General features: G+C 70.2%; 21 protein-coding genes and 1 other RNA gene. 8 read left to right on the top strand and 14 right to left on the bottom strand.

Going from position 1 to position 25,661, the window contains the following annotated elements; genetic code table 11:
* Nucleotides 1–57: 57 nt before the first annotated feature.
* Nucleotides 58–2,244 (bottom strand): acyl-CoA dehydrogenase, encoded by a 2,187-nt coding sequence (locus ABZ444_RS00600; protein WP_357990648.1) that lies wholly within the window; start codon nucleotides 2,242–2,244, stop codon nucleotides 58–60.
* A 70-nt stretch (nucleotides 2,245–2,314) separates the two neighbouring features.
* The gene (locus tag ABZ444_RS00595) at nucleotides 2,315–3,154 is read right to left on the bottom strand and encodes a hypothetical protein (RefSeq protein ID WP_357990645.1); all 840 of its coding nucleotides are present in this window, start codon (nucleotides 3,152–3,154) and stop codon (nucleotides 2,315–2,317) included.
* A gap of 635 nt (nucleotides 3,155–3,789) precedes the next feature.
* Between ABZ444_RS00595 and ABZ444_RS00590 the strand changes: the two genes are divergently transcribed.
* On the top strand, nucleotides 3,790–5,220 hold the full coding sequence (locus ABZ444_RS00590; protein ID WP_357990642.1) for an AMP-binding protein: 1,431 nt from the start codon (nucleotides 3,790–3,792) through the stop codon (nucleotides 5,218–5,220).
* A gap of 19 nt (nucleotides 5,221–5,239) precedes the next feature.
* On the top strand, nucleotides 5,240–6,328 hold the full coding sequence (locus ABZ444_RS00585; RefSeq protein WP_357990639.1) for a trypsin-like peptidase domain-containing protein: 1,089 nt from the start codon (nucleotides 5,240–5,242) through the stop codon (nucleotides 6,326–6,328).
* Nucleotides 6,329–6,383: 55 nt separating this feature from the next.
* Here ABZ444_RS00585 and ABZ444_RS00580 read toward each other — a convergent pair whose 3' ends face one another.
* The 3 genes from ABZ444_RS00580 to ABZ444_RS00570 form a co-directional block, all read right to left on the bottom strand.
* Nucleotides 6,384–6,923, bottom strand: a complete 540-nt coding sequence (locus tag ABZ444_RS00580; RefSeq protein ID WP_357990636.1) for an OmpA family protein — start codon at nucleotides 6,921–6,923, stop codon at nucleotides 6,384–6,386.
* A complete protein-coding gene (locus ABZ444_RS00575; RefSeq protein WP_357990632.1) occupies nucleotides 6,907–7,476 on the bottom strand; it encodes a lipoprotein in 570 nt (189 codons plus the stop codon). Before ABZ444_RS00575 ends, ABZ444_RS00580 begins: the two co-directional genes overlap by 17 nt.
* Nucleotides 7,477–7,559: 83 nt before the next feature.
* A complete protein-coding gene (locus ABZ444_RS00570) occupies nucleotides 7,560–8,528 on the bottom strand; it encodes a helix-turn-helix domain-containing protein (protein ID WP_357990630.1) in 969 nt (322 codons plus the stop codon).
* 99 nt (nucleotides 8,529–8,627) lie between these two features.
* Between ABZ444_RS00570 and ABZ444_RS00565 the strand changes: the two genes are divergently transcribed.
* The 3 genes from ABZ444_RS00565 (at nucleotide 8,628) to ABZ444_RS00555 (ending at nucleotide 10,049) form a co-directional block, all read left to right on the top strand.
* Nucleotides 8,628–9,152, top strand: a complete 525-nt coding sequence (locus ABZ444_RS00565) for a hypothetical protein (protein ID WP_357990626.1) — start codon at nucleotides 8,628–8,630, stop codon at nucleotides 9,150–9,152.
* Nucleotides 9,109–9,570, top strand: a complete 462-nt coding sequence (locus ABZ444_RS00560) for an SRPBCC family protein (protein ID WP_357990623.1) — start codon at nucleotides 9,109–9,111, stop codon at nucleotides 9,568–9,570. The genes ABZ444_RS00565 and ABZ444_RS00560 overlap by 44 nt, the downstream gene beginning before the upstream one ends.
* A 68-nt stretch (nucleotides 9,571–9,638) precedes the next feature.
* On the top strand, nucleotides 9,639–10,049 hold the full coding sequence (locus ABZ444_RS00555) for a hypothetical protein (RefSeq protein ID WP_357990620.1): 411 nt from the start codon (nucleotides 9,639–9,641) through the stop codon (nucleotides 10,047–10,049).
* Nucleotides 10,050–10,051: 2 nt separating this feature from the next.
* Here the strand turns inward: ABZ444_RS00555 and ssrA are convergent.
* The 6 genes from ssrA to prfB form a co-directional block, all read right to left on the bottom strand.
* Nucleotides 10,052–10,436: a transfer-messenger RNA gene (gene ssrA, locus ABZ444_RS00550) on the bottom strand.
* A 301-nt stretch (nucleotides 10,437–10,737) separates the two neighbouring features.
* Nucleotides 10,738–12,603, bottom strand: a complete 1,866-nt coding sequence (locus tag ABZ444_RS00545; RefSeq protein WP_357990617.1) for a penicillin-binding transpeptidase domain-containing protein — start codon at nucleotides 12,601–12,603, stop codon at nucleotides 10,738–10,740.
* A 20-nt stretch (nucleotides 12,604–12,623) separates the two neighbouring features.
* Nucleotides 12,624–13,091 carry an SsrA-binding protein SmpB gene (smpB, locus tag ABZ444_RS00540; RefSeq protein WP_357970350.1) on the bottom strand — a complete coding sequence of 156 codons (468 nt, stop codon included), beginning with the start codon at nucleotides 13,089–13,091 and terminating at the stop codon, nucleotides 12,624–12,626.
* 23 nt (nucleotides 13,092–13,114) lie between these two features.
* Complete coding sequence (gene ftsX, locus ABZ444_RS00535) at nucleotides 13,115–14,023, bottom strand: permease-like cell division protein FtsX (protein ID WP_357990614.1); 909 nt, start codon at nucleotides 14,021–14,023, stop codon at nucleotides 13,115–13,117.
* 20 nt (nucleotides 14,024–14,043) lie between these two features.
* Nucleotides 14,044–14,733, bottom strand: a complete 690-nt coding sequence (gene ftsE / locus ABZ444_RS00530) for a cell division ATP-binding protein FtsE (RefSeq protein WP_020541427.1) — start codon at nucleotides 14,731–14,733, stop codon at nucleotides 14,044–14,046.
* A 379-nt stretch (nucleotides 14,734–15,112) separates the two neighbouring features.
* A complete protein-coding gene (gene prfB, locus ABZ444_RS00525; RefSeq protein WP_357990611.1) occupies nucleotides 15,113–16,228 on the bottom strand; it encodes a peptide chain release factor 2 in 1,116 nt (371 codons plus the stop codon).
* Between the two features lie 47 nt (nucleotides 16,229–16,275).
* Here prfB and ABZ444_RS00520 point away from each other — a divergent pair, with 47 nt between their 5' ends.
* Nucleotides 16,276–17,307, top strand: coding sequence for a hypothetical protein (locus tag ABZ444_RS00520; protein WP_357990608.1), 1,032 nt, complete (start codon nucleotides 16,276–16,278; stop codon nucleotides 17,305–17,307).
* A 19-nt stretch (nucleotides 17,308–17,326) separates the two neighbouring features.
* On the opposite strand, the gene ABZ444_RS00515 is transcribed toward ABZ444_RS00520, so the two are convergent.
* The 3 genes from ABZ444_RS00515 to ABZ444_RS00505 form a co-directional block, all read right to left on the bottom strand.
* On the bottom strand, nucleotides 17,327–22,195 hold the full coding sequence (locus ABZ444_RS00515; RefSeq protein ID WP_357990605.1) for an NAD-glutamate dehydrogenase: 4,869 nt from the start codon (nucleotides 22,193–22,195) through the stop codon (nucleotides 17,327–17,329).
* 256 nt (nucleotides 22,196–22,451) lie between these two features.
* A complete protein-coding gene (locus tag ABZ444_RS00510) occupies nucleotides 22,452–22,649 on the bottom strand; it encodes a zf-HC2 domain-containing protein (RefSeq protein ID WP_352321708.1) in 198 nt (65 codons plus the stop codon).
* A complete protein-coding gene (locus ABZ444_RS00505) occupies nucleotides 22,649–23,203 on the bottom strand; it encodes a sigma-70 family RNA polymerase sigma factor (RefSeq protein ID WP_352321706.1) in 555 nt (184 codons plus the stop codon). The genes ABZ444_RS00510 and ABZ444_RS00505 overlap by 1 nt, the downstream gene beginning before the upstream one ends.
* 153 nt (nucleotides 23,204–23,356) lie before the next feature.
* Between ABZ444_RS00505 and ABZ444_RS00500 the strand changes: the two genes are divergently transcribed.
* Together ABZ444_RS00500 and ABZ444_RS00495 are read left to right on the top strand one after the other, a co-directional pair.
* Nucleotides 23,357–24,781 carry a DUF1996 domain-containing protein gene (locus tag ABZ444_RS00500; RefSeq protein ID WP_357990601.1) on the top strand — a complete coding sequence of 475 codons (1,425 nt, stop codon included), beginning with the start codon at nucleotides 23,357–23,359 and terminating at the stop codon, nucleotides 24,779–24,781.
* A 55-nt stretch (nucleotides 24,782–24,836) separates the two neighbouring features.
* Nucleotides 24,837–25,661 carry a hypothetical protein gene (locus ABZ444_RS00495; RefSeq protein WP_357990598.1) on the top strand — a complete coding sequence of 275 codons (825 nt, stop codon included), beginning with the start codon at nucleotides 24,837–24,839 and terminating at the stop codon, nucleotides 25,659–25,661.

The following is a 25,661-nucleotide window of genomic DNA, read 5'->3' as shown; positions in this document are numbered from 1 at the left end:
GCGCCAGGACCGGCAATCCGGGCACAAGGGAGATTAGCCGCCGATGCCTCACATGTGTTACTTGCCGGGCTCGGGGTCCCGGGGCAGGCCGAGCATGCGCTCGCCGATGATGTTGAGCTGCACCTCGGTGGTGCCGCCGTAGATGGTCATGGCCCTGGTCGCGAGCACCGCCCGGTTCCAGTAGCCGGCGTCGCCGAGCTTCATGTCGGCGGCCACCACGGCCTGGGCGCCGAGCAGGCCGACGGCCGTCTCGGAGACGTGCTGGGCGTGCGAGGTGGACAGCAGCTTCCGTACGGACGCGTCGGCGCCAGGCTCGTTCCCGGCGAGCTGCTTGAGCGTGACCCGCAGCGACAGCGCGTTGATCGAGTGCCCCTCGCACACGACCCCGGCCACCTCCTGCTCCTCGGCCGGCGTGAGCTCGCGCCCGAGCCGCCCGAGCCGCCCGATCAGCCCGAGCAGGTCGGGCACGGACGCGCCGGTGCCGCCCGATCCGGACGAGAGCGAGACGCGCTCGTTGGACAGCGTGTTGCGGGCGACCTTCCAGCCGTCGCCGACCTCGCCCACGACCAGGTCGTCCGGGACGAAGACGTCGTCCAGGAAGACCTCGTTGAACAGGTTCTCGCCGGTCATCTCGGTGAGCGGCCGGACGGTGACGCCGGGCGCCTTCATGTCCACGAGGAAGTACGTGATGCCCTCGTGCTTGGTGCCCTCGGAGGAGTTGCGGGCGATGCAGATGCCCCATTCGGCCACGTGGGCGACCGACGTCCAGATCTTCTGGCCGTTGAGCCGCCAGCCGCCCTCGACCTTCTCCGCCTTCATCTGCAGCGAGGCCAGGTCGGACCCGGCGCCCGGCTCGGAGAAGAGCTGGCACCAGATCATCTCGCCGCTGAGCGTCTTGGGCAGGAAACGTTCCTGCTGCTCGGACGTGCCGTACACAGCGATGGACGGCACCACCCAGGCCCCGATGATCATCGCGGGCAGCCTGACCTTGGCGGCCTTGAGCTCCTGGGCGATGAGCACCTGCTCCAGCGGCTTGGCCGCACGGCCCCACGGCCTGGGCAGGTGGGGCATGACGAACCCGCGGTCGGCGAGCGCCCGCTTCTGCTCCGGGCCCTCAAGGCGGGCGATCTCGGCGATCTCCGCACGGATGCCCTCGCGCAGCTCCTCGGCGCCCTCGGGCAGGTCGATCTCCATCTCGCGGCCGACGCCCTGCAGGGCGAGCGCGGTCACCGAGGCGGCCCACTCCGCCGACGAGCCGAGCAGCGCGCGCAGGGTGAGGGCGCGCCGGTAGTAGAGGTGCACGTCGTGCTCGAAGGTGTAGCCGATGCCGCCGAACGTCTGGATCGCGTCCTTGGCGCACTGGACGGCCGCGTCGGGGGCCATCACCCCGGCGACGGCGGCGGCGTACTCCAGCTCGCGGCCCTCGGCCCTGGTGGCGTCCCAGACGGTGGCGCGGGCCTGCTCAAGGGCGACGAGCATCCGGGAGATCTTGTGCTTGATGCCCTGGAACTGACCGATCGGGCGGCCGAACTGCTCGCGTACCTTGGCGTAGGCGGCGGCGGCCGTGACGCACCAGGACGCCAGCCCGGCGGCCTCGGCGCCGAGCAGGATCGCGGCCAGGTTGAGCACGTCGGGGCTCTCCACGCCGTCGAGCACACGCTCGGCGGGCACGCTCACCTCCGACAGCTCCACCTTGGCCACCGGCCGGGTCAGGTCGAGCGACCGGACCGGCGTGACGGTGACGGCGGAGGCGTCGACGGCGATCCACTCCTCGCCCTCGGACGTGGTCACCGGCAGCACCAGCACGTCGGCCAGCGAGCCGGCCAGCACCGGGTCGGCCGTGCCGGACACGACCAGCGAGCCGTCGTCGGCACGGGAGCCGGTGAGCGAGCCGGACAGCGCGACGGCGCCCGTCAGCGTGCCGTCGGCGAGGGACTGGAGCAGGTCGTGCCGCTTGGAGGCGTGGATGACCGCGCCGGCCAGCACGGTCGGCACGTACGGGCCGGGGGCGAGCTTCTCGGCCAGCGCCTCGACGGCGACGGCCGCCTCCAGCAGCCCGTAGCCCGAGCCGCCGGACTCCTCGGGAAGGTGCAGGCCGAGCAGCCCCTGCTCGGCCAGGCCCGGCCAGAAGGGCGGACGTTCGTCCGACCCGGATCGCAGCAGCTCCGAGGGGATGTTCCGCTCGGCCCAGCCGCTCACCGAATCGCGGAGCGCCTCGTGCTCCTCGCTCAATCCGATCGCCATTGCTCATCCTCCAGCCAGGTCAAAGTCAGTGCCCGATGCCCAGAACCATATTCTAGAGCATGCTTCTGGCCTAGAGGGGCCGTACCTGCTGGAGGAGTGTGTTCAGATCAGCCCATCGCGCCTTGTTCTTCTCGGGGATCGAGGCCATCAGCATCGCCGGCTTGGTCTTGCCCACCTCGACGATCGTCACCATGGCCTGGGCGGTCTCCGTCTTGCCGCCCGAAACGTAGGTGACCTTGTAACCCAGCGACCAGCCCTTGCCGACCGGCACCTTCCTGGACCCGGTCCAGGAGGTCAGCTCGGCGCCCGCCGGATACTGCGTACGCAGCGCCCAGCGGGCCGCGCGGACGGCCATGTCGCGGTAGTCGGCGTCCTTGGAGGGCTTCTTCTCCGGGGCGTCGCCGGGGAACATGGCCGAGGCGATCACGGTGTGCGGCACCGCCACCTTGCCGATGCGCTGGGCGACGGCGAACGGCGCGAACGACTTGGCGTCCCAGGGCGCGGCCAGGCGCGGGTAGCTGATGCCGCTCGTCCGGTCGGAGATGATCCCGCTCACCACGGACGCCTTGCCCGGCAACGTGGGGAACGCCTTGCTCGCCGGCACCGAGGGGAGCACGGCCGGCGTCTCGCTGGGGGCCGGGGAGGCGGTCGGGGTGGCGGTCGCGGCCGGCACGGGGGCGACGGAGACCGTCGTCCCGGCGGGGTCGCGGGTCGTGGGCACGTCGCCGGAGAACACCACGAAGACCAGCAGCACCGCCGTGACGGTGACGAGGATGGCGCCCGCCAGATAGATCGCGCGGATGGGGATGTCCCCGATGCCGCGCTTGTGCGGCTTGGTGACGACCGGCGTCACGTGACCGGCGGGGCCCGGCCGCGGCGACCTGGGCGCTCCCGGCGGCCACACCTGCACGGGCTGATGCTCCGGCGCCCTCCCCTGCCCCGGCCCTTGCCCATGGACCTGCCCCGGCCCTTGCACGAGCCCTTGTCCCGGCCCTTGCGCGCCCCCCTGGCCCGGCCCCTGCGCCTGTCCCGGCCCCTGTCGGCCGCCACCCTGGAACTGCTGGTTCCCGCCCGGAGGCTGCGGGTGCGGCGGGCGGCCCTGCGGGCCGGACGGGGGCTGCGGGCGCGCCTGGGGACCCGAGGGCGGCCCGGGGTGGGGACGCGCCTGCGGACCCGACGGCGGCTGGGCGGACGGCTGGATGGACGACGGAGCGGGCGGCGTGCGCGGCGGGCCGGACCGGGGAGCCTGAGGCGGTGCCGGACGAAGAGACTGAGGCCCGGACCGCGGCTGCGGGCCCGACGGCGGCTGCGGGCCCGACGGCGGCTGCGGAGCGGGCCGCACCGGCTGGGACGCCCCCGGCCGCGGAGGACGCGGGATCTTGACCGTTTGCTCGGCAGGCGGCACGACGACCTTGCGGAAAGGTTGGGTGTCCTGTGCTGATCTCTCGTCGCCGACGTCCGCCATGGCCTTGAGGTTACGTCACCGAAGAGCAGGATAATTCCTCTATTCCCCCAGCAGAATCTAATTCTGTATGGTCTGCGGACATGAGGGGTTTCTACGAGATCGCAGCCGCCGACCCGGACCGTCCCGCCCTGCTCGGCGACGACGGCGCGACCTACGGCGAGCTGCTCGCCCGCGCCAACAGAGCCTCCCACGGCCTGCTCGCGCGCGGCGTCCGGCCGGGCGGCGCCGTGGTGACCGTGCTGAAGAACGGGCTCGACGCCCTCACCATGATGCTGGCCACCTACCAGATCGGCGTCTACCTGGTGCCGGTCAACTGGCACTTCACGGCCGAGGAGATCGACTACATCGTCGCCGACTGCGGCGCCGACGTCGTCGTCTCCCCCGGCGTGCTCGCGGTCGCCGACCTGACCGACGGCCGGCCGGACACCGCCCCTGAGCACCGCCGGGCCGGCTCGATGATGCTCTACACCTCCGGCACCACGGGCCGCCCCAAGGGCGTGCGCCGCCGGCTGCTCGACCTCACGCCCGAGGACCTCCACCCCATCCTGATGCGCAAGAGCTGGCGGCACTTCGGCCTGCCGTCCGACGGGGTGCATCTGGTGTGCTCGCAGCTCTACCACTCGGCCCCCTACGGCCAGGCGATGATGGCGCTGCAGTTCGGCCACTCGATCGTGGCCCCGGAACGGTTCGAGGCCGCCGAGGCGCTGGCGCTGATCGAGCGGCACCGGGTGACGAACGCGTTCATGGTGCCCACGATGTTCCACCGGCTGCTCGCCGTGCCGGACCGGGAGACCTACGACCTGTCCTCCCTCACCCACCTCTACCACGGCGCCGCCCCCTGCCCGCCGGCCACCAAGCAGGCGATGATCGACTGGCTCGGTCCCGTCCTGTGGGAGTACTACGGCTCGACGGAGGCCGCGGTGGCGACGATGGTGTCGTCCCGGGAGTGGCTGGACAGGCCGGGCACGGTCGGCAGGGCCCTCGACGGGATGGCCTTCACGATCATCGGCGACGACGGCCACGAGGCGGCTCCCGGCGAGCCCGGGACGGTCTACATCGGCGGCATCAACCGCTTCGAGTACCACGGCGACCCCGGCAAGACCGCCTCGGCCATGCGCGGCGCCGCCTACACCCCGGGCGACATCGGCTACCTCGACGCCGACGGCTACCTGTTCCTGCTGGACCGCAGGACCGACCTGATCATCTCGGGCGGCGTCAACATCTACCCCGCCGAGATCGAGGCCGCGCTGCTCGAACATCCGTCGGTGGCCGACGTCGCGGTGATCGGCGTGCCCGACCCCGAGTGGGGGCACCAGGTCGTGGCGCTGGTCCAGCCCGCGCCGGGCGTGACGGGCGGCGCGGAGCTGACCGCGGAGCTGCTGCGGCACTGCGCGCCCCGGCTGGCCAGGATGAAACACCCCCGGGTGATCGAGTACCGGGAGTCGCTGCCGCGCACCCCGACGGGCAAACTCAGCAGACGCGACGTCCGGGAGGCGTATCTTTCCTGCTGAGCTGGGCAGAGACCTCCCCATGAGGGAGATCGTCGCCGGACTGGCAGCCGTCGCACTGCTCACCGCCTGCGGGCCGTCCACGTCCAACTCGACGTCCACCTCGACGGCCACCGCGAGCCCTGCCACGACCACGCCGGGCTCGCCGACCGCCTCCGAGGGGGCGCCGGGGAGCGCGCCGCAGTCGCTGGAGAGCGCGTACGAGCGGGTCATCACGGACGTCCTGCCGTCGATCGTGCAGATCAACACCAAGGTGGGCCTCGGCTCCGGCATCGTCTACGACACGGCGGGTCACATCGTCACCAACGCCCACGTCGTCGGCGAGGCGACCGAGATGAACGTCACGATCGCCACCGGCGGCGCGCCCCGCCCGGCCAAGCTGGTCAAGGCGTTCGGCGCCGGCGACCTGGCGGTGATCAAGGTCGACCAGCCCGACGGGCTGCGCCCGGCCAGGTTCGGCGACTCGGGCAAGCTGCGGGTGGGCCAGATCGTCCTGGCCATGGGCAACCCGCTGGGCCTGTCGGGCAGCGTCACGAACGGGATCGTCTCGGCGCTCGGCCGTACCGTCAGCGAGCCCCAGAGCCCCGAGTCGCCGGGCGCCACCATCAGCGGCGCGATCCAGACCTCCGCCGCGATCAACCCCGGCAACAGCGGCGGCGCGCTGGTGAACCTGGCCGGCGAGGTCATCGGCATCCCGACCCTCGCCGCCACCGACCCTCAGCTCGGCGGCGGGGCCGCGCCCGGCATCGGGTTCGCGATCCCGAGCAACACGGCCACCGACATCGCGGCCCAGATCGTGAAGAACGGCAAGGTCACCAACAGCCACCGGGCCGCGCTCGGCATCCGCGGCAGCACGGTCATCGGCGCCACCGGGCAGCCGAGCGGCGTGGGCGTGGCGAGCGTGGAGAAGGGCGGCGGCGCGGAGAAGGCCGGGATCCGGGCCGGTGACGTGATCCTCTCGATCAACGGCAAGAAGACCACGACCATGGCCGCGCTGGCGGAGGAGATCACCGCTTTCAAGCCCGGCGATCAGGTCAAGGTGGAGATCCTGCGGCCCAACGGCAGCACCCAGACCGTCACGGTGACGCTCAGCGAGCTCAAGGCCGAGTGACGGCCCGACCGGGCGGGTCGTCACCCAAGGCGAGACAGGGCGAGATGACGGTGCGTCACTGCCGGGCCGTGAAGACGATCTCCACGCGCCGGTTCTTCGCCCGGTTCCGTTCCACCGGCTTGCCCTCGACCAGGTTGGGCAGCTTGGGCCGCGTCTCGCCGTATCCGGCGGCCTGGAGGGTCGCGTTCCCGCCGCCGAGCAGGCTCCCCAGGGCCGCGCGCACGGCCTGCGCACGCCGCCGCGACAACGCCAGGTTGTACGCGTCGCTCCCCTGGTCGTCGGTGTGCCCCTCGATCCTGACGAGGCCGCCCGCGCCCTCCGCCTCGACCTTCGCGGCCACGTCCGCCAGCCGCTTCCTGGCCTTGGGCGTGAGCCGCCACTTGTCCAGCGCGAACAGCACGTCGCTGGTCAGCGCGACCGTCACCTTGCGGCCCTGCTTGATCTCGCTCTGCGCGCCGTCCATGGACTCGACCTCGCCGACGATGTCCTCGACCGGCAGCACCAGGTCCTCCACCGGGCCCACGGCATCGGACGGGACCGGGGCGGGCGTGGGCGTCAGGACGAGGGCCAGCGCGAGGCTAAGAGAGCGGAACATCGGTGAGCACGCCCAGCATCGGCATCTCGACGTTGACCTTCGTGACCTCCGGCGGCGGGGCGGCGAAGACCGCGTACAGCGTGCTGGACTTCCCGGCCTCCAGGAACTGGCCCTGGGTGCCGGAGCACACGCACGTGGCGTCGGCGCCGGTGCCGTTGCGGGCGACGCGGTAACGCTTGGCGTTCACCGGGTCGATCAGGGAGACGTTGGAGACCGTGTAGTCGAGCACGCCGCCGCCCAGGCCGTTGTGCACATTGACCTTGCCGTCGACGGCGGTGATCGTCCAGTTGAGGGTGACGGTCCTGCCCTGGCGCTTGAGGGCGGTGATGTCGACGCGGGCCTCGCCGTACTGGCCGCCGGAGCCGACCTTGGCCGCACGGGTGGCGATGACCACGTCCGCCTGCGGCGGCGCGGTCTGCTGAGGTGCGCTCTGCGGCGGCGCGGGGGCGGTGGTGCCCGCCTCCTTGGCGGCGGTCTGCGGCTGCCCGCCGGGCAACATGCCACACCCTGACAGGACGACGGCCGCCCCGATGAGCACGATCGTCTTTCGCATCTGCTGATCACCTTAATGCTCAGAAAAGGCCCAAGTCAGACACCCTAGCCCGGATTGCTCATTTCGGGCCGGATAAATCCCGATCAACCGGCCGCGGACGACTGGGTCAGCCGGTAGCGGGAGGGCGGGATGCCGTACCGGTCCACGAACGCCTGGCGCAGCGTCTCGGCCGTCCCGAACCCGCAACGCGCGGCGATCGCGGACATGGGCAACGAGGTCGAGGCCAGCAGATGCGCCGCCCCCTCGGTACGGGCCCGCCGCACGAACCTGCCCGGCGTCTGCCCCAGATGCTTGAGGAACAGCCGGGTCAGGTGGCGTTCGCTGACGCCCGCCGCGGCGGCCAGCGTGGCCGCGGTGAGGTCGGCGGCCAGGTTCGCGGAGATGTGCTCGACGGCCCGCCTGACCAGGCCGTCGGCGGGCGCCGGAGGGCTGACGAACATGCTCATCTGGGCCTGGTTGCCCGGCCGTTGCAGGTAGGTGACCATGCCGCGGGCCACCGTCCTGGCCAGTTCGGCACCGTTGTCCTCCTCGACCAGGGCGAGCGTGAGGTCGAGTGCGGCGGTGACCCCCGCGGACGTGGCCACCTCGCCGTCCCGGACGAAGATCGGGGCGGGGTCCACGGTGACGCGCGGGTAGCGGGCGGCCATGTCGGCCGCCTCCCGCCAGTGGGTGGTGGCACGCCTGCCGTCGAGCAGCCCCGCGGCGGCCAGCACGTACGCGCCGGTGCACACCGACGCGACCCGCCTGCTCTCCCGCGCCAGCCTGCGGACATGGCCGACGACCAGCGGGTTCGCGGCGGCGTCCACGTGACCGGTGCCGCCGGAGACGATGAGCGTGTCGACCGGCCCGGTGATCCGCTCCAGCGCGAGCTGGGCCTGCAGCACCAGCGCTCCGGCGGTGGTCACCGGGTGGCCGCCGGGGGTGGCCAGCCGTACCTGGTAGTACGGTGAGGCGCCGTGCCAGTTCGCGTTCTCCAGCGTCGAGGTGACGCACGCGATGTCGAGCAACTCGGCCGCCTCGTAGGCGACGACCACGACCCGCCGGTACTCCATGGCACGACTGTAGGTCCGGAAGACAAAGAACCCAAGTTTCCGGACATGTACGGCTTCGCCCTCTCCTCCCCGTCCCCCCATCCGGCCACAGTCGGAACCATGACACCGACGCCCCCTGCACCCGCGACCCCCTCTGCGACCGGACGCCGCTGGTCGAAGTTCGCCCTCCACTACGTGGAGATGATCGTCGCCATGTTCGTCGGCATGTTCGCGCTCGGCGCCCTCCAGTCGGCCGTCGGCCTCTCCGTCTCCCACGACGAGTCGCCCGAGCTCGCGTACCTGATCATGGCCGTCGACATGTCGGTGGGCATGGCCGTGTGGATGCGCTTCCGCGGCCACCGCTGGCCGCCGACGCTGGAGATGTGCGCGGCGATGTTCGTCCCGATCGTGCCGCTCTATCCGCTGCTCTGGCTCGACGTCATCGACGGCGGCGTCCTGATGCTCGTCGCGCACGTCGCGATGTTCCCGCTCATGCTGGCCGCCATGTTCCGACGCCTCGACGAGTACGCCGACTGCCCCCACCAGCCCGGCAGCCGATCCCCCTCGGCCCCGCACCCGCCGGGGTCCCTAGGATGCCGCCATGGCACGCTTCGAGACCGTGACCCTGGTCTTCGCTCCCCCTGACGTGCTCTTCGACACGTCGCTGTCGGTCGAGACCCACACCGCGTCGATGGCCGTCTCGTCGGAACGCGCCGTCGCCGGCGTCACCACGGGCCTGCTCGGCCTCGGCGACCAGGTCACCTGGCAGGCCAGGCACTTCGGCCTCACCTGGCGGATGACCTCGACGATCAGCGCCTGGGAGCGGCCCGCGTACTTCGTGGACGAGCAGGTGTCCGGGCCGTTCCGCCACTGGCGTCACGAACACCGCTTCGAGGCGGCGCCGCACGCGGGCGCCACCCTCATGACCGACGTCGTCGACTTCGCCGCCCCCGCCGGCCCCCTGGGCCGTCTGGCCGAGCTGTTGGTCCTGCGCCGCCACATGACCCACCTCATCACCATGCGCAACCGGCACATCAAGACCACTCTCGAACGGTCCCGTTGACCGAACCCGCGCCGCCCGGCAGTCGTCCGGCACAGGGGCGACGGCTGCCACGAGGAACGGAGACCGGGGTGCGCACGGACATCGGGAGCGACCGTCCACCCGGCGCGGTCGCGTCGCGGCCGCTGCTGGTCCTGGCCCATCTCGCCGGCGCCTGGGCGGCGGGCTCGGTCTTCCTGCCGACGGCGTGGCTGGTGCTGCCGGCCGTGCTGTTCGCCGGCAGCGAGGCGGTGTTCCTCGCCGCCGCCGCACTGGGCGTGGCGGCCCTGCTCGGCTACCTGGTCATCGTGATCAGGGCCACCCGCGGCGTGTCCGTCCTCGGCGCGACCCGCGGCGGCCGGCTCCTGTGGGCGCTGCTGGTGCTGGGCCTGGGCACCGCCGGCTGGGCCCTCGGATGGGTGGTGACCGACCTCGCCGGCACGCCCCTGGACAGCGAAAAGCCTCCGACCCGCCGAGGTGATCGGCAGGTCGGAGGCTTTTGATCACGTGGAGGTGGCGGGAATCGAACCCGCGTCCTTCAACCTCAAGTCAGGGCTTCTCCGGGCGCAGCCTGTTGTGCTTTTCTCAGCCCCGGCGATCACACAGGCGAGTCGCCGACGGGCTCAGCCACTGTTTGATTTCCCGATCTCCCCCGTGGCCGGGTCGATCGGTTGAGCCTTCTAACGATGCCAGACACCGGGCCGAAGGCACTCCCGGGCTGACAGAGGTTTCGCTACTTAGGCAGCGAGAGCCAGGGAACCCTGGCTGACCTCAGTGCGCTTGGAATTGGCACTTATTGTTTTGCGGTCACAGGATTAACGAGGTTATGTCCGCAGTCCTCGGCCCGCTTCACCTGGCTTGCAAGATCGAAGTCGAAGCCAGTCACCCCCTGTGCAGTTGTCAACACGCCTCACGCTGATCACACAGAGGCGAGCAACACTGAATCTACAGGGGACAACGCCCCCAACGCCAACTTAATTCCAGCATGGCGAAACCCCCGGGAGCGTGGCACAGCAGCACGCGCTCCCGGGGGCCGACCGGCAGGGTCGAGCCGGTCCGGACGGCAGGACTTCCCCCGAGATGAAGTCCTGATCTCATCACGGCGACTGAGTCCGCAACCCCCCGAGCGGGCCCAGTCATTCAGTAAGACGCAGCCGCCACCCGGAACGGTTGCTCGCCGTCACAAGATTTTCACGCGGAGTCACGAAGGCCCGCGAAGAAGCTGCCCGCGACGGCCGCCGCGTCGTAGTTCTTGGCCAGGACGGCGATCGCCACGTCCCCCTGCCAGCCGACGAACCAGGTCATCGGCTTGTCCTGGGTGCCGGCCGTCGCGCGCACGCCATAGACCCTGCCCCGGCCCGCCTGGGCGGGGCTGCCGGCCGCGCCGGCGCGCATCATCGCGGTCAGCGCGGTGCGCACCTTCGGGTCCATCGGGACGGGCGCCGGCTGCTTGGCCGGGACGACCTCAGCGGCCGGATCGGGCGACGTGGGCGCGGTCACGAGCACCGGCGGCCGCCAGGTGCCCGACCCCACGGCCGCCGCGACCAGCGCCATCGACAGTGGGCTGACCTCGACCGTCTGGCCCGCGATGGCCCTGGCCTTGTCGGCGTCGCTGGACAACTCGGGCATCGCCCCGCTGAACGACTTCAGCGGCAACCGCCACGGCTCGCCGATGCCGAACGCCTTGGCGCTCGTGGCCAGGCCGCCGGCGCTGGCCCGGCGGGCCAGTGAGGCCAGCGCGGTCACGCAGCCCTTGGCGAAGTTGTCCTGGAACGTGGACGACGACGTGACCCCGGCGGTCTGGCTGGTGTGCACGAACTTGGCGCCGCCCACCGTGCGCTCGGCCGGGCAGGCCAGCCGCTGCTTGGTGCTGACGCCGCTCTTGATCAGCGCGTCGGCCGCCACGATCGAGAAGGCCGTGCCCGCGGGGAACCTGCCCGCCAGCGCGTCCTTCTCCTGGTTGAGCCCGCTGGCGCCGACCGCGAGGATCTCGCCGGTGTCGCGCTGCACGGCCACCAGCGCGCTGGTGGCCGTCTCGGCCACCGCCCGCTCGGCCGCCGCCTGGGCGCGGCTGTCGATCGTGGTCTTGACCGAGACGTTCTGGCGGCCCGGCCACTCCTGCAGCTCGGCCACCTGCCGGCCGGTCTTGAGATCGAGGGTGATCACCCTGGTCTCGGTGGAGCCGGTCAGATAGTCCTGGTACGCCTGCTGCAGGCCGCTCTGGCCGATCGAGTCGCCGGCCCGCTGAGGGCCGCCGAGCTTCTGCTCGTCCTCGGGGGTGAGCGCGCTGACCTTGCCGACGATCTGCTTCGGGGCGGCCGGGTCGATGGGCTGCGGCTGCGGGTCGGTCTGGATGCCGGAGATGCCGGCCAGCTTCGACTTCATCGACAGGTAACGCGAGCGCCCGAACGTGACCAGCGGCACGAACTTGTCGGGCGGCGAGGACCTGATCCGGCTCAGCAGTCGGTCCTGGGCGTAGCCGGTGATCGCCGACAGCTTGGCCACGACGTCCTCGGCCCGGCCGCCCAGCTCGGACGGCACCACACCCACGACGTAGACGTAGAGCTCGTTCTGCAGGGGGTCGTCGGCCCGGTCGACCACGGGCTGGCGCGGCTTGGGGTTGGTCTCGACCGCGAACCGCTGGCCCTCCTTGAGCTGCGGATGCAGCACCGACGGCGACCAGCGCACCTTCCACCTGCCGTCGACCAGGTGCAGCGGCAGCGAGCCGTCGTACGCCCAGAGCGGGGTGTTCTCCCCCAGGTCGACCTCGGCGCGGAAGTCGGCCTTGGACTCCTCGCCGTTCAGGCTCACGCTCTTGATCTTGAAGCGGAACGAGGCCGCGTCGAGCTCCAGCTTGGCGTTGGCCAGGGCCTTGCCCACCTTGGCGGGGTCGCCGTCGGTGCGGCCCGCGGCCAGGGCGTAGTCCTCGGACTGCCAGCCCACGAGGAAGTCGCGCACCGCGTCGTGCGGCGAGGACTCCTCGAAGCAGCCGGTCAGCGTCATGCTCGCGACCGCCAGGGTGACGGTCGCGGCAAGGGTGCGGCGCGCGCGTGTCATCGGTTAGAGTGCCGCCGCTCTCATCGGTTGCGGTGCCGCAGGGCCCGCGCCATCTCCCGCTTGGCCTGCTGCTCGGCCAGCGACTGCCGCTTGTCCCAGTCCTTCTTGCCCCGGGCGACGGCGATCTCGATCTTGGCCCGGCCGTCCTGGAAGTACAGGACCGTGGGGATGATCGTGAGGCCGCCCTCCTTCGTCATGGCGGCCAGCTTCTCGATCTCCTTGCGGTGCAGCAGCAGCTTGCGCTTGCGGCGGGCGGCGTGGTTGGTCCACGTGCCCTGCGTGTACTCGGGGATGTGCACGTTGAGCAGCCACGCTTCGCCACCGTCGATGCTGGCGTAGCCGTCGACGAGCGAGGCGCGGCCCTCGCGGAGCGACTTCACCTCCGTGCCCTGGAGCACGAGCCCCGCCTCGAAGGTGTCCTCAAGGTGGTAGTCGTGCCGGGCCCGCTTGTTCTGGGCGATGACCTTCCGCCCGGTCTCACGTGGCATGCTTCGACCTTACCGGCGATTCCTCACACCCTGAGGTATCGGCGGAGCGTCACGAACGAGGCCAGCACACAGATCACGACGCCGATGGCCATGGTCAGCGTGATGGTCTGGGCCACCGCGTCCCAGCCGAGCTGGGCCATGCCGCTGCCGAAGTAGCCGGCGATCTCCTCGAACAGCAGGACCTTGGTCACGATCAGGATGATGGCCGCGAAGACGCCGCCGATCAGGCCGGCGATCACGCCTTCCATGACGAACGGCAGCTGGATGTAGAGGTTGGAGGCGCCCACCAGGCGCATGATCCCCGTCTCCCGGCGCCGGTTGAACGCCGACAACCGGACCGTGTTGCCGATCAGCAGCGCCGCGGCCAGCACCAGGACGATGGCGACGGCCAGCGCGTAGAAGGACAACTTGTCGAGCAGGTCGAAGAACTTGCCGATGAGCTGCTTGTGGTCCATCACCTGGGACACGCCCGGCTGGCCCTTCACGGCGTCGATCACCGGCTGGTAGTTGTCGGGGTCGACCAGCTTCACGCGGAACGACTGCGGCATGTCCTCGACCCTGGTGGCCTGGACGAGCGTCGGGCTGGCCTGGTAGGCCGTCTTGAAGTTCTCGTACGCCGTGCTCTGGTTCTCGTAGAAGACCTCCTTGACGCCCTGGAGGCCTTCAAGACGGTCCTTCAACGCCTTGGTCTGGGCCGGCGTGACGGCCTTGCCGTTGCACTCGGGGATCGCGGTGCCCTTGGTGCACAGGAAGACCGAGATCTCGACCTTGTCGAACCAGAAGGACTTGAGCATGGAGACCTGGGCGTTGATCATCAGGCCGACGCCCAGCATCGCCATGCCGACTGCCACGGTGATGACGACCGCGATCGTCATGGTCAGGTTGCGACGGAGGCCGATCCAGACCTCGGAGAAGATGAAGTTCGCCCGCATGTTCTGTCTGCCGCTCCCTGTCAGTACGCCTGGCCGTACACGCCACGCGACTGGTCACGGACGATCTTCCCGTCCTCCAGCTCGACGACGCGTTTGCGCATGGAGTCCACGATGGCCGCGTCGTGCGTGGCCATGACGACCGTGGTGCCAGTTCGGTTGATGCGGTCGAGCACCTTCATGATGCCGATGCTCGTCGCGGGGTCGATGTTGCCCGTGGGCTCGTCGGCCAGCAGGATCATCGGCCGGTTGACGAACGCGCGGGCCATGGCGACACGCTGCTGCTCGCCGCCGGACAGCTCGTCGGGCATGCGATGGGCCTTGCCCTCCAGGCCGACCAGCTCGATGACCTCGGGCACGACCTTGCGGATGAACCGCCGGGGCTTGCCGATCACCTCTAGGGCGAACGCCACGTTCTCGTAGACGTTCTTGTTCGGGAGCAACCTGAAGTCCTGGAAGACGCAGCCGATGCGGCGGCGCAGGTGAGGCACCTTGAAGTTGGAGAGGCGGGCCAGATCCTTGCCGGCGACGTGAATCGCCCCGGAGTTGGGCCGCTCCTCCTTCAGGACCAGACGCAGGAACGTGGACTTGCCTGACCCCGAAGGGCCGACGAGGAACACGAACTCGCCCTTGTCCACGTCGACGGAGACGTGGTCGAGAGCGGGCCGGTTCTGGTTCGCGTAGACCTTGGTGACATTATCGAAATGGATCACGAGAGCATCACGGCATGCCAGTCTAGGGGTCAGGACGGAAGCGAGGGTGGCACATGCCCATTTCCCGCCGCCGGCCGATCGGGGGCGCCGTCTTTACTGATGATCGACGTTCCGATTGGCCAGACGACAGTCTAGGGGGAAGACTGGCATGGAACGTCCATAACGGAAACAAAACGATTGTGCGGCTAGACTTGGGGCTGTCATGAGTTGTGAACACCTCGTATGCGCGCAGTGCGCCCACCCCGTGATCGAGGGCCGCTGCCCCCTCTGCCGAGCCAACAGGGAGCGGATGCACAATCACGGCTTCGCCGGACTGTCACCCGCTCTCGTCGCCGTCCTGCTCCTCGTACTGCTCTTCGCGACGCTGGTGCTCAGGCACCTAGTCGGTGCCTGACTCCGCCCTGCGCATCCAGCGGATCTCCGACTCGATGAACCCGTCGAGGTCGCCGTCGAGCACCGCCGACGGGTTGCCCGCCTCGGTGCCCGTGCGCAGGTCCTTCACGATCTGGTACGGGTGCAGCACGTAGTTGCGGATCTGCGTGCCCCATGACGTGGTGGTCGCGCCACGCAGCTCCGACATCTTCTCCGCCTCCTCCTGCCGCTTGCGCTCCAGCAGCTTGGCCTGGAGCACGTTCATGGCCGAGGCGCGGTTCTGGAGCTGGGAGCGCTCGTTCTGGCAGGAGACCACGATGCCGGTCGGCAGGTGGGTGATGCGCACCGCCGAGTCGGTGGTGTTGACGCCCTGGCCGCCGGGGCCCGAGGACCGGTAGACGTCGATGCGCAGGTCGTCTTCGTTGATGTCGATGTGGTCGGTCTGCTCGACGACCGGCACGATGTCGACGCCCGCGAACGAGGTCTGGCGGCGGCCCTGGTTGTCGAACGGGCTGATGCGGACCAGCCGGTGGGTGCCGTGCTCGCCGCGCAGCGTGCCGTAGGCGTAGGGGGCCTTGATGGTGAACGTGGCCGACTTGATGCCGGCCTCCTCCGCGTAGGAGGTGTCGTAGACCTCGGTGGAGTAGCCCTTGCGCTCGGCCCACCGCAGGTACATGCGCAGCAACATCTCGGCCCAGTCGGCGGCGTCGACGCCACCTGCCTGGGAGTTGATGGTGACGAGCGCCTCGCGGGCGTCGTACTCGCCCGACAGGAGCGTGCGCACCTCGAGGGCGCCGATGTCGGTCTTGAGGGACTCCAGCTCCTTGTCGGCCTCGAGGCGCGTGTCGTCGTCGCCTTCCTCGTCCGCGAGCTCGTAGAGCACCTTCAGGTCGTCGAGACGGCGCGCGACGCCCTCGACGCGGTTGAGCTCGCCCTGGAGGTGGGAGAGCTTGCTGGTGACCTTCTGCGCCTGCTCGGGGTCGTCCCACAGGTCTGGGGCGGCAACCTGCTGCTCCAGCTCCTCGATCTGCTTGCGCATCGCGTCGAGGTCGAGCACGTCCTGGATGCTGCGGAGCGTGTTCGCGAGCTCGTTGATCTCTTCTGCCGGATCGATGCCTGCCACGTCTCCCTAGGGTACGCGACCCTCGCGTGCACGAATAACATGGCGAGGTGCGTGCATACGGTCGGGGGAAGATGCTGGCGCTCGCCGTCGGCGTGCTGGCCACGGCGGCCGCGTGCACGGGCCCGGCCCAGACGTCCCCCGCCGGGCCCTCGGGAAAGGCCGCCGCCACCAGCGCGGCGAGCCCCTCGCCCACTGTCCCCGCGCCCGCCGTCACGCGGCAGGAGGCGGCCGAGGCGGTCGCCGAGATCCTGCCCACCGACGACGTGCTGCGCGTGGAGAGCCCCGTGCCGGGGCGGCTCAACCTGGACAGCGACCTGGTCAGCGGCGGGCAGCTGGCGCTCACGCAGGCCGCCTTCGAGTCCACCGGCGACCGCCCGCCGCGCTACGCCTGGGGCTCGCCGACCCTCTACGTGCCCAGGTTCGCCCAGGGCGAGCGGGCGCCCTGGTTCAGCGCGCTGGCGACGCGCAACGGGCAGCCGACGCTGCTGACGTTCGCCAAGAGCGGCGACGACTGGCTGCTCAGCTCGGCCGCGCAGCTCCTGCCGGGGCAGAGGCTGCCGCAGGTCAAGCTCGACGCCGACGGCTACGCCACCGCGCTGACGCCCGACGACAAGACCGTCACGATCAGCCCCCAGTACATGGGCCCGGTGCACGCCAGCGTGGCCGAGACCGGGTCGGCCGGGGTGACGGCGGGCCTGCTCGCCGACGGGCCGTACACGACGGACGTGGCCAGGCAGATCGCCGACACCCGCAAGACGGCCTGGGAGGACGGGTTCAGCTACGACTCGATCTTCAGCGCCGACAACTGGCCGGTCTACGCGCTGCGCACGGCCGACGGCGGCGCGCTGATCCAGTACTCGCTGTCGCGCAACACCTCGACCCGCACCGTCGCCAACAACACCTACATCATCCCGGTGCCGCCGGAGGCGGGCTGGGCCATCTCGACCTCGTCGGTGCGCCGCAGCCTCAAGCTCACCGAGGTCCACCAGTACGCCACGGCGGTGCCCCCGCTGTCGGCCCCGGCCGCCGCCCGGGTCGTCGCCCACGACGGAGCCCTCACCCGCGCCAGCGGCGAGTGAGGGCCCCTTCGGGCGGTTCCTACGCCTCCGTGTGAGGCAGGTTGCTGGCGGCCACCAGCGTGCGGATCGCGCGCAGGGCCACCGAGAGCGTCGCCAGGTCGAAGTGGTCGCTCTCCCAGATCTCCGACAGCGTCTGGCGGGCGCGTCCCACGGCGGCCGAGTTGCCGTCGGTCCACCGGGCCAGCCGCTCCTCGGGGGGCAGGCCGGACGTGCTGTGGGCCAGCACGTCACGCGTCAGCGAGGCGTGCGCGGCGTACAGGTCGTCGCGCAGGGCCGAGCGGGCGATGGAGTTCCACCGGTTGTCCCTGGGCAGGGCGATGACGCGTTCGCGCAGGCGGGCCAGCTGCAGGCGGTCGGCCAGGTCGAAGTAGACCTCCGCCACCTCGTTCACCGGACGGCCCGTCAGGGACGCCACCTCGACCAGGTCCAGCGTCGAGTACGCGGGCACCATCGCCGCCACCCGCTCGGCCAGCTCCTGCGGCACCCCGCGGGCCACGAAGGAGTCGCGGCGCTCCTCGTACGCGGCCAGGTCGGGCCCGGTGAGCAGCTTGGGGATGTGCGCGGACAGCCCGTTGACGCCCTTGAGGAAGAAGCCGACCGACCCGGCCAGGTCGAGCGGCGGACGCCGGTTGACCAGCAGCCAGCGGGTGCCGCGCTCGACCAGCTTGCGGGCCTCCAGCAGCATGGCGATCTGGGTGGCGGTGTCGACCTCGTTGTCCAGCGCCTCCACGGCCCGGTAGAAGCTCGGCAGGTCGAAGACCTCCCGGGCCACCAGGTACGCCCGCACGATGTCGGACGTGGAGGCGCCGGTCTCCTCGGCGAAGCGGAACATGAACGTGGTGCCCATGGCGTTGACCAGCTCGTTCACCACGCAGGTCGTGATGATCTCGCGCCGCAGCGGGTGGGCGTCCATGTACGTCCGGAACCGCTCGCGCAGGTCCGACGGGAAGTACGACACCAGCCACGACGCCAGGTACGGGTCGTCGGGCAGCTCGGAGCCCAGCACCTCGGCGTCGGCCACCAGCTTGGTGTAGGCCAGCAGGACCGAGAACTCCGGCGCGGTCAGCCCGAGCCTGGCCTGCCGCCGCTCGGCCAGCGTCTTGTCCGAGGGCAGGAACTCCAGCTCCCGGTTGACCAGCCCGTCGCGTTCGAGCTTGCGCAGGTAGCGGGCGTGGATGTGGAGCATGTCGACCGCCTGGGCGCGGGTCGCGTCGAGCACCACGTTCTGGGCGTGGTTGTCGCGCAGCACCAGGTCGGCGACCTCGTCGGTCATCGAGGTGAAGACCTGGTTGCGCTGCTTGTCGGTCAGCTCGCCGTCGCGCACGACCTGGTCGAGCAGGATCTTGATGTTCACCTCGTGGTCGGAGGTGTCCACCCCGGCCGAGTTGTCGATGAAGTCGGTGTTGACCAGGCCGCCGTTCAGGGCGAACTCGATGCGGGCGAGCTGGGTGAAGCCCAGGTTGCCGCCCTCGCCGATGACCTTGCATCGCAGGTCGGCGGCGTCCACCCGGAGCATGTCGTTGGCCTTGTCGCCGACGTCGGCGTGGGACTCCGAACCGGCCTTGACGTAGGTGCCGATGCCGCCGTTCCACAGCAGGTCGACGGGGGCCCGCAGGATGGCGCTGATCAGGTCGTTGGGGGCCAGCGAGTTGACGCCCGCCTCGATGCCCAGCGCCTCGCGCATCTGCGGGGTGATCTGGATCGACTTGGCCGTACGCGGGAACACGCCGCCGCCCGCGGAGATCAGCGAGGGGTCGTAGTCGTCCCAGGAGCTGCGGGGCAGGTCGAACAGGCGCTGCCGCTCGGCGAACGACCGGGCCGCGTCGGGCGTGGGGTCGATGAAGACGTGCCGGTGGTCGAAGGCGGCCACCAGCCGGATGTGCTGGGAGAGCAGCATGCCGTTGCCGAACACGTCGCCGGACATGTCGCCGATGCCGGCCACGGTGAAGTCGGTGGTCTGCACGTCGACGCCCATGGTGCGGAAGTGGTACTTGACCGACTCCCAGGCGCCGCGGGCGGTGATGCCCATGGCCTTGTGGTCGTAGCCGACCGAGCCGCCGGAGGCGAAGGCGTCGCCGAGCCAGAAGCCGTACTCCTTGGCCACGCTGTTGGCGATGTCGGAGAAGGTGGCGGTGCCCTTGTCGGCGGCGACGACGAGGTAGGTGTCGTCGCCGTCGTGCCTGACCACGTCGGCCGGCGGCACGACCTTGCCGTCGACCAGGTTGTCGGTGATGTCGAGCAGGCCGGAGATGAACATCCGGTAGCAGGCCACGCCCTCGGCCAGCACGTCCTCGCGGGTGCCGGACGCGGGCGGCTGCTTCACCACGAACCCGCCCTTGGACCCGGTGGGCACGATGACGGTGTTCTTCACCATCTGCGCCTTGACCAGGCCGAGGATCTCCGTCCTGAAGTCCTCCATGCGGTCGGACCAGCGCAGGCCGCCGCGGGCGACCTTGCCGAAGCGCAGGTGCACGCCCTCGACACGGGGCGAGTACACGAAGATCTCGTACTTCGGCCGCGGCAGCGGCAGCACGCTGATCGCCTGCGGGTCGACCTTCAGCGAGATGTACGGCTTGCGCTGCCCGTCGACCGTCTGGAAGTAGTTGGTGCGCAGGGTCGCCTGGATCATCTCCAGGTAGGCCCGCAGGATGCGGTCCTCGTCGAGGGAGGCCACCTCGTCGAGGGCGCCCAGGATCTCCTCGTTGAGCGCCTCGACGAGGTCGACCCGCACCTCGTCACCGCGCCTCGGGTCGAGCTTGGCCTCGAACAGGCGGACCAGCAGCCGGGCCAGCCGCACGTTGCCCAGCAGCACGCGTTCCATGTAGAGCTGCGAGAACGTGCTGCCGGCCTGCCGCAGGTACTTGGCGTAGACCCGCAGGATCTCGACCTGCTCCCAGGTCAGGCCCGCCCGCAGGATGAGGGCGTTGAAGTTGTCGGCCTGGACGCGGCCCTGCCACAGGGCGCTCAGACCGTCCTGGAAGAGCCGCTTGAAGTCGTTCCTGTCCACCTCGCCGGAGGGGGTGTAGCGCAGGCCGAAGTCGTAGATCCAGGCGTTCTTGGTGCTCGCGTCGCCGTCCCTGTCGATCTCGTACGGCCGCTCGTCCACGACCTCGACGCCGAGCCGCTGGATCAGCGGCAGCGCCTCCGACAGGGAGATCGGCGAGCCGACCTTGTAGATCTTCAGCCGCCGCTCGCCCTCGGAGGCGTCGTACGGCTCGTAGAGGTTGATCGCCACCTCCTCGCCGTCGGCGACGAGCTGCTCCAGGCGGCGCAGGTCGACCACGGCGACCTTGGGCGGGAAGTCGGCCTTGTACCCCTCGGGGAAGGCGGAGACGTACCTCCTGGCCAGCGCGGGGGCCTCCTCCTCGGAGGTCATCTCGTCGAGGGCGGTGGCCAGGTCGTCCTCCCAGGAGCGGGTGAGCGCGGCCAGGCGCGCCTCCAGCTCCTCCACGTCCACGGACGGCGCGGGGAGCTGCTTGCCCCGCTCGCCGCGCACGACCACGTGCAGCCGGGCCAGCACGGACTCGCCGATCATCGCGCTGTAGTCGAGCGACCTGCCGCCGAGCGCCTTGAGCAGCACCTCCTGCATCTTCAGCCGCACCTTGGTGGTGTAGCGGTCGCGGGGCAGGTAGATCAGGCAGGAGATGTAGCGGCCGTAGTCGTCGCGCCGCAGGAACAGCTTGACCTGCTTGCGCTCGCGCAGCCGCAGCACGCCGAGCGCGATCGGGAGGAGCTGGGCGACCGAGGTCTGGAACAGCTCGTCGCGCGGGAACGTCTCCAGGATCTCGATCAGGTCCTTGCCGTCGTGGCTGTCGGGCGCGTGGCCGGCGGCGTTGAGCACCTCGGCCAGCTTGCGCCGCAGCACGGGGATCCGGGAGATCGACTCGTTGTAGGCCACGTGCGTGAGCAGGCCGAGGAAGCGGCGCTCCCCGATCACCTCGCCCTCGGGCGAGAACAGCTTGACCCCGATGTAGTCGAGGTAGGTCGCACGGTGGACGGTGGCCCGGCTGTTGGCCTTGGTGATGATCACGAGCTGCTTCTCGCGGGCCTTGGCCCGCACCTCAGCGGGCAGCGCGGAGAAGCTGTCGGAGCCCACCTTGTCGTCGCGCAGGATGCCGAGCGCGGCCCCGGGCAGGGCCTTCAGCATCTCGCCCTCGTCGGTGTGCTCCAGCCGGTACTCGCGGTAGCCGAGGAACGTGAAGTGCCCGTCGGCGAGCCAGCGCAGCAGGTCGAGGCTGTCCTCGACCTCGGCGGGCTCCAGCGGCGGCGGGTTCATGCTCAGGTCTTCCGCCGTCTGGACGGCCAGGGCCCGCATCTTCCTGAAGTCCTCGACCGCGTACCGCACGTCGGCGAGCACCCGCTGCAGGTCGGCCTCGACGCGCTTGAGCACCGCGGGGTCGGCCTGGCGGTCGATCTCGATGTGGATCCACGACTCGACCAGCATCTGGCCGGTGACGTCCTCCTGGCCGCGGCCGAGCATCCGGCCCGTCATGTCGCGGCGCACCCGCATCTGGGGGTGGACCACGAGGTGGGTGCCGATGTCCTGCCTGTCGAGCTCCATGGTGACCGAGTCGACGAGGAACGGCATGTCGTCGGTGACCACCTCGACGACCGAGTGCCCCGGGTCCCAGCCGTTCTCCTCCAGCGTGGGGGTGTAGGCGCGGACCACGGCCCGGCCTTGGGGGCGTACCTCGGCGAGCTGTCGCTGGGACATCGCCGGGCCGTACACGTCGACGGGGTTGCGGTCGAGCAGGTCCTCGGGTGCGACATGGCGGTAGTAGAACCGCAGGAAGGAGAGGGCCTCCTCCGCGCTCATGTGCTCGCTGCCGACCGCGCAACTTTCCGCGGCTCTTTGCAGCAGCTCATCCTTGGCCTCGTCGAGCGGCATTTCGCTCTCACTCCTTTGTGAGGGTTTGCCATGGCTGTCCATAGCCAGGCTCTTAGTTCCCATAGCGAGGGGAAGTAGTGCAGACGCGTACATCCGCGGAGATGGGCGACAGCCGGTCGCCTTCTCCGCCGGACCGCCGACGCGGGGGAACGGGCGCATCACCGTCGATGCCCACCGAACACCTCCCCCTGAACGCCCGGCCTGGTTCCGGGCGTGTGCCTCGCCGTACCGATATCACCCGAAAAGGGCATAGACGTCAACGTGACATCGACATGGGGGGATCATCGCCGGAGGCCGAGGGGGCAGTCTTGAGGTCGTCGAGCCGGTCGGGAAGCTCGGCCAGCTCCAGGAGCTCGGCCTGACATCGCTCGCACGCGTCGAGGTGGCGTTCGAACGCCTCGTGCTCCTCTTCGTCGAGGACACCGAGGACGTAGGCGGCCACCCCGTCGTGCATCAGCCGGCTACCCCCTTGTCCCGCAGCTGTTCGCGGAGAGCCCGGATCCCGTAGTAGAGCCGGGACTTCACCGTGCCCGGCGGAATCCCCAGAATCTCCGCCGCTTCACTTATCGTACGGTCTCGGAGGTAGGTCTGCTCAATGACTTCGCGGTGTTCGGCGGACAGGCTGCGCAGCGCGTCGGCGACGACGATCGCCGAGAGGGCGCGCTCGGAGCCGTCCGGCACCGACATCTGGTCGACTTCGGGCGGCTCGACCTCGTGAGGCCGGGCGCTCTTCCGTCGGCGTCCATCGATAACGATGCGGCGGGCCACTGTCAGCAGCCACGCCCATAAAAGGCTCGGTTCCCATTGCAGTCTTGCCGAGTTTCGCCAGGCCCTGACCAGCGTCTCCTGTACGACGTCCTCGGCCCATTGCAGATCGTTACCGGTCGATTTGCGTACGTGGCGCAGCAGAGGGCCGCCGAACTCCTGGTAGAGCACCGCGATGCGATGTTCCGCCTCGGCATCCGCACTCTCGAACCTGCCGTCGAGGTGACCTAGCACGGGGCACATCTTTACACCTTCGTTATCCGTCCGGCAGCCACTCCGATAACTCCAGTTATTTCTAACTATCTCCGGTCATGGGTGAACCTGATGGTGTAAGCCCGCGTACCTCCCACCATGCAACGGCTGACAACCATGAGAACCGGGCGCATGGCCGCGGCCATGACCGCTCTTGCCGTGGCGGCGGGCGGCCTGGTGTCCGCCGCCGTCATCGGCGTGGCGCCGGCGCGGGCCGACCACTGCGACCCCGCCCAGGCGAGCCAGGACAACGCCCGCCGCCAGGGCGACCGCGCCCCCGACCAGCAGGCCCCTGACCAGCAGGCGCCCGACCAGCAAGCGCCGGACCAGCAAGCGCCGGATCAGCAGGCGCCCGACCAGCAGTTCCCTGATCAGCAGGCGCCGGACCGGCAGGGGCGGGACGGCGATCAGCAGGTGCAGGGCGGCGGGATCGTGCTGCGCGACCCGGCGCGGTCGCCGGAGCCGGAGGACTCCGGCGACGCCCTGTTCCGGCGCGACCGCTCGCCGCGCACCCCCACGGCCGCCCCGGACGCGCCCCAGAACCCCGACCAGGACTCACAGAACCCCCAAGATCCCCAGAACCCCCAGAACCCCCAGGACCCCCAGGACCCGCAGGACCCCGGTGACCAGTCGCAGGACCGGCGGGGCCGGCCGACCCGGACCGCCTCCCCCTCGCCCACGGCCTCTCAGGACGACGACTGCAAGGACCTCGGCCCGTTCGTCACCGACTTCGTGGACATCCGCCAGGTCCAGCCCCTGAGGCTGGACGCCGGCATCGGCAGGAACGGCTCACGCGGCACGTTCGTCGCTCAATGCGGCACCAACCGCAACGGTCACAACAACCCCGACAACTTCATCGTGGCCCCCGGCGTGAGCAACGGCGCCCACCACCTTCACGACTACGTCGGCAACCTGTCCACGGACGGCTTCTCCACCGACGAGAGCCTGGCCGCCGCCGGCACCACCTGCCGCCTAGGGGATAAATCCACTTACTTCTGGCCGGTTCTGCGCGACCGCAAAGTGGACGCGAACGTCCAGGACCCCGACGGCAACGTGGGCCAGGTGATCCGCGCCCGTACGGTGAGCCTGCAGTTCCGGGGCAACGCGACCTCCAGGGTCGTCGCGATGCCGAGGTTCCTGCGCCTGATCACCGGCGACGCCAAGGCGGGGACGAACGGCGGGGCGAACGCCCGCGCCCGCTGGAGCTGCACAGGATTCACAAATCGCATAAGTCTCGATAAATATCCGCTTTGCCCGCGCGGAAGTCAGGTTCTTCGTATTCTGGATTTCCCCAGCTGCTGGGACGGTCAGAACACCGACAGCGCCAATCACCGCACGCACGTGGTCTTCCCCGGGCAGAACGGCGCTTGTCCGCAAGGCACCAGGGCGATTCCGCAACTGCGCATGCTCCTCGCCTACACGGTTCCACAGGGTCCGTCGTTCGCCGTGGACGCGTTCCCTGAACAGAAGCACAACCCGGTCACCGACCACGCGGACTTCGCCAACGTCATGCCAGATCGGCTGATGCAGTTCGTCGTCTCGTGCATCAACCGGGGTCGCCGCTGCTGACACGTCCCCATCAGCCTTCCGAGTCGTACCCTCACCCGACCTTGGAGGGAAATAGATGCTCCACAGACGACACCCCCGGCACGCCCCCACCAAGCTGGACACCAGGAATGTCCGGCTGGGGGCGAGCGCCTCGTTGACGGCCGTCCTGTTGTCGGTGTTCGCGCTGGCCAGGACAGAACGCGGCGTCGCGCTGCTCGGCCGCGGAGTGAGTTTCCTAGAGTTCTACGCGGGCGTGTTCGCCCTGGTGCTGCTGACCGCGACGGTCGCGCTCGGCCTGCTCACCACCGAACGCGTGTTCCTGTCCCCGCCCAACCGGGTCAGGGCCCAGCTCGCGCACCGCGCCACCGCCCTCATCGGGCTCGCCTACCTGGTCACGCACATCGTCCTCATGATCAGCCTGGGACACGCGCCGCCGGGTGCGGCGGTCGTGCCGGTCGCCGGGATCTACGTGGGGTTCGGCGCGCTCGCCTTCGACCTGATGATCGTGGCGGTGGCCACGGGGATGCTCAGGGGCCGCTTCGCCGTCCGGGGCACGCCGTGGTTGTGGCGGCTGCTGCACTCGGCCGCCTACCTGGCCTGGCCCATCGCGATCATGCACGGGCTGACTGCGGGCCGGTCGCCGGCCGGCTGGGTGGCCTGGTCGTACGTGGCGTGCCTGGCCGCGGTCGGGTCCGCGCTGATCGTGCGGGTGCTGGCCACGCTGCGCAGGCCGCCCGCCGTACCGGAGAGGGTCGAGGCGCCCGCCGTGACGGCCGGGGTGGCGGCGGACGTGCCCGTCGAGCGGCCGCGGGCGACGGCCACGGCGGCGGCGGCCACGGCGGTAGCCGACGCGCCGGTGAGCCTGGCCGACGCGCGGCGCAGGTACCGGGAGGCCGGATGA

It is taken from the genome of Nonomuraea sp. NPDC005730 (assembly GCF_040630865.1).
GTDB lineage: Bacteria > Actinomycetota > Actinomycetes > Streptosporangiales > Streptosporangiaceae > Nonomuraea.
This window is presented reverse-complemented; position numbering and strand designations above follow the sequence as displayed.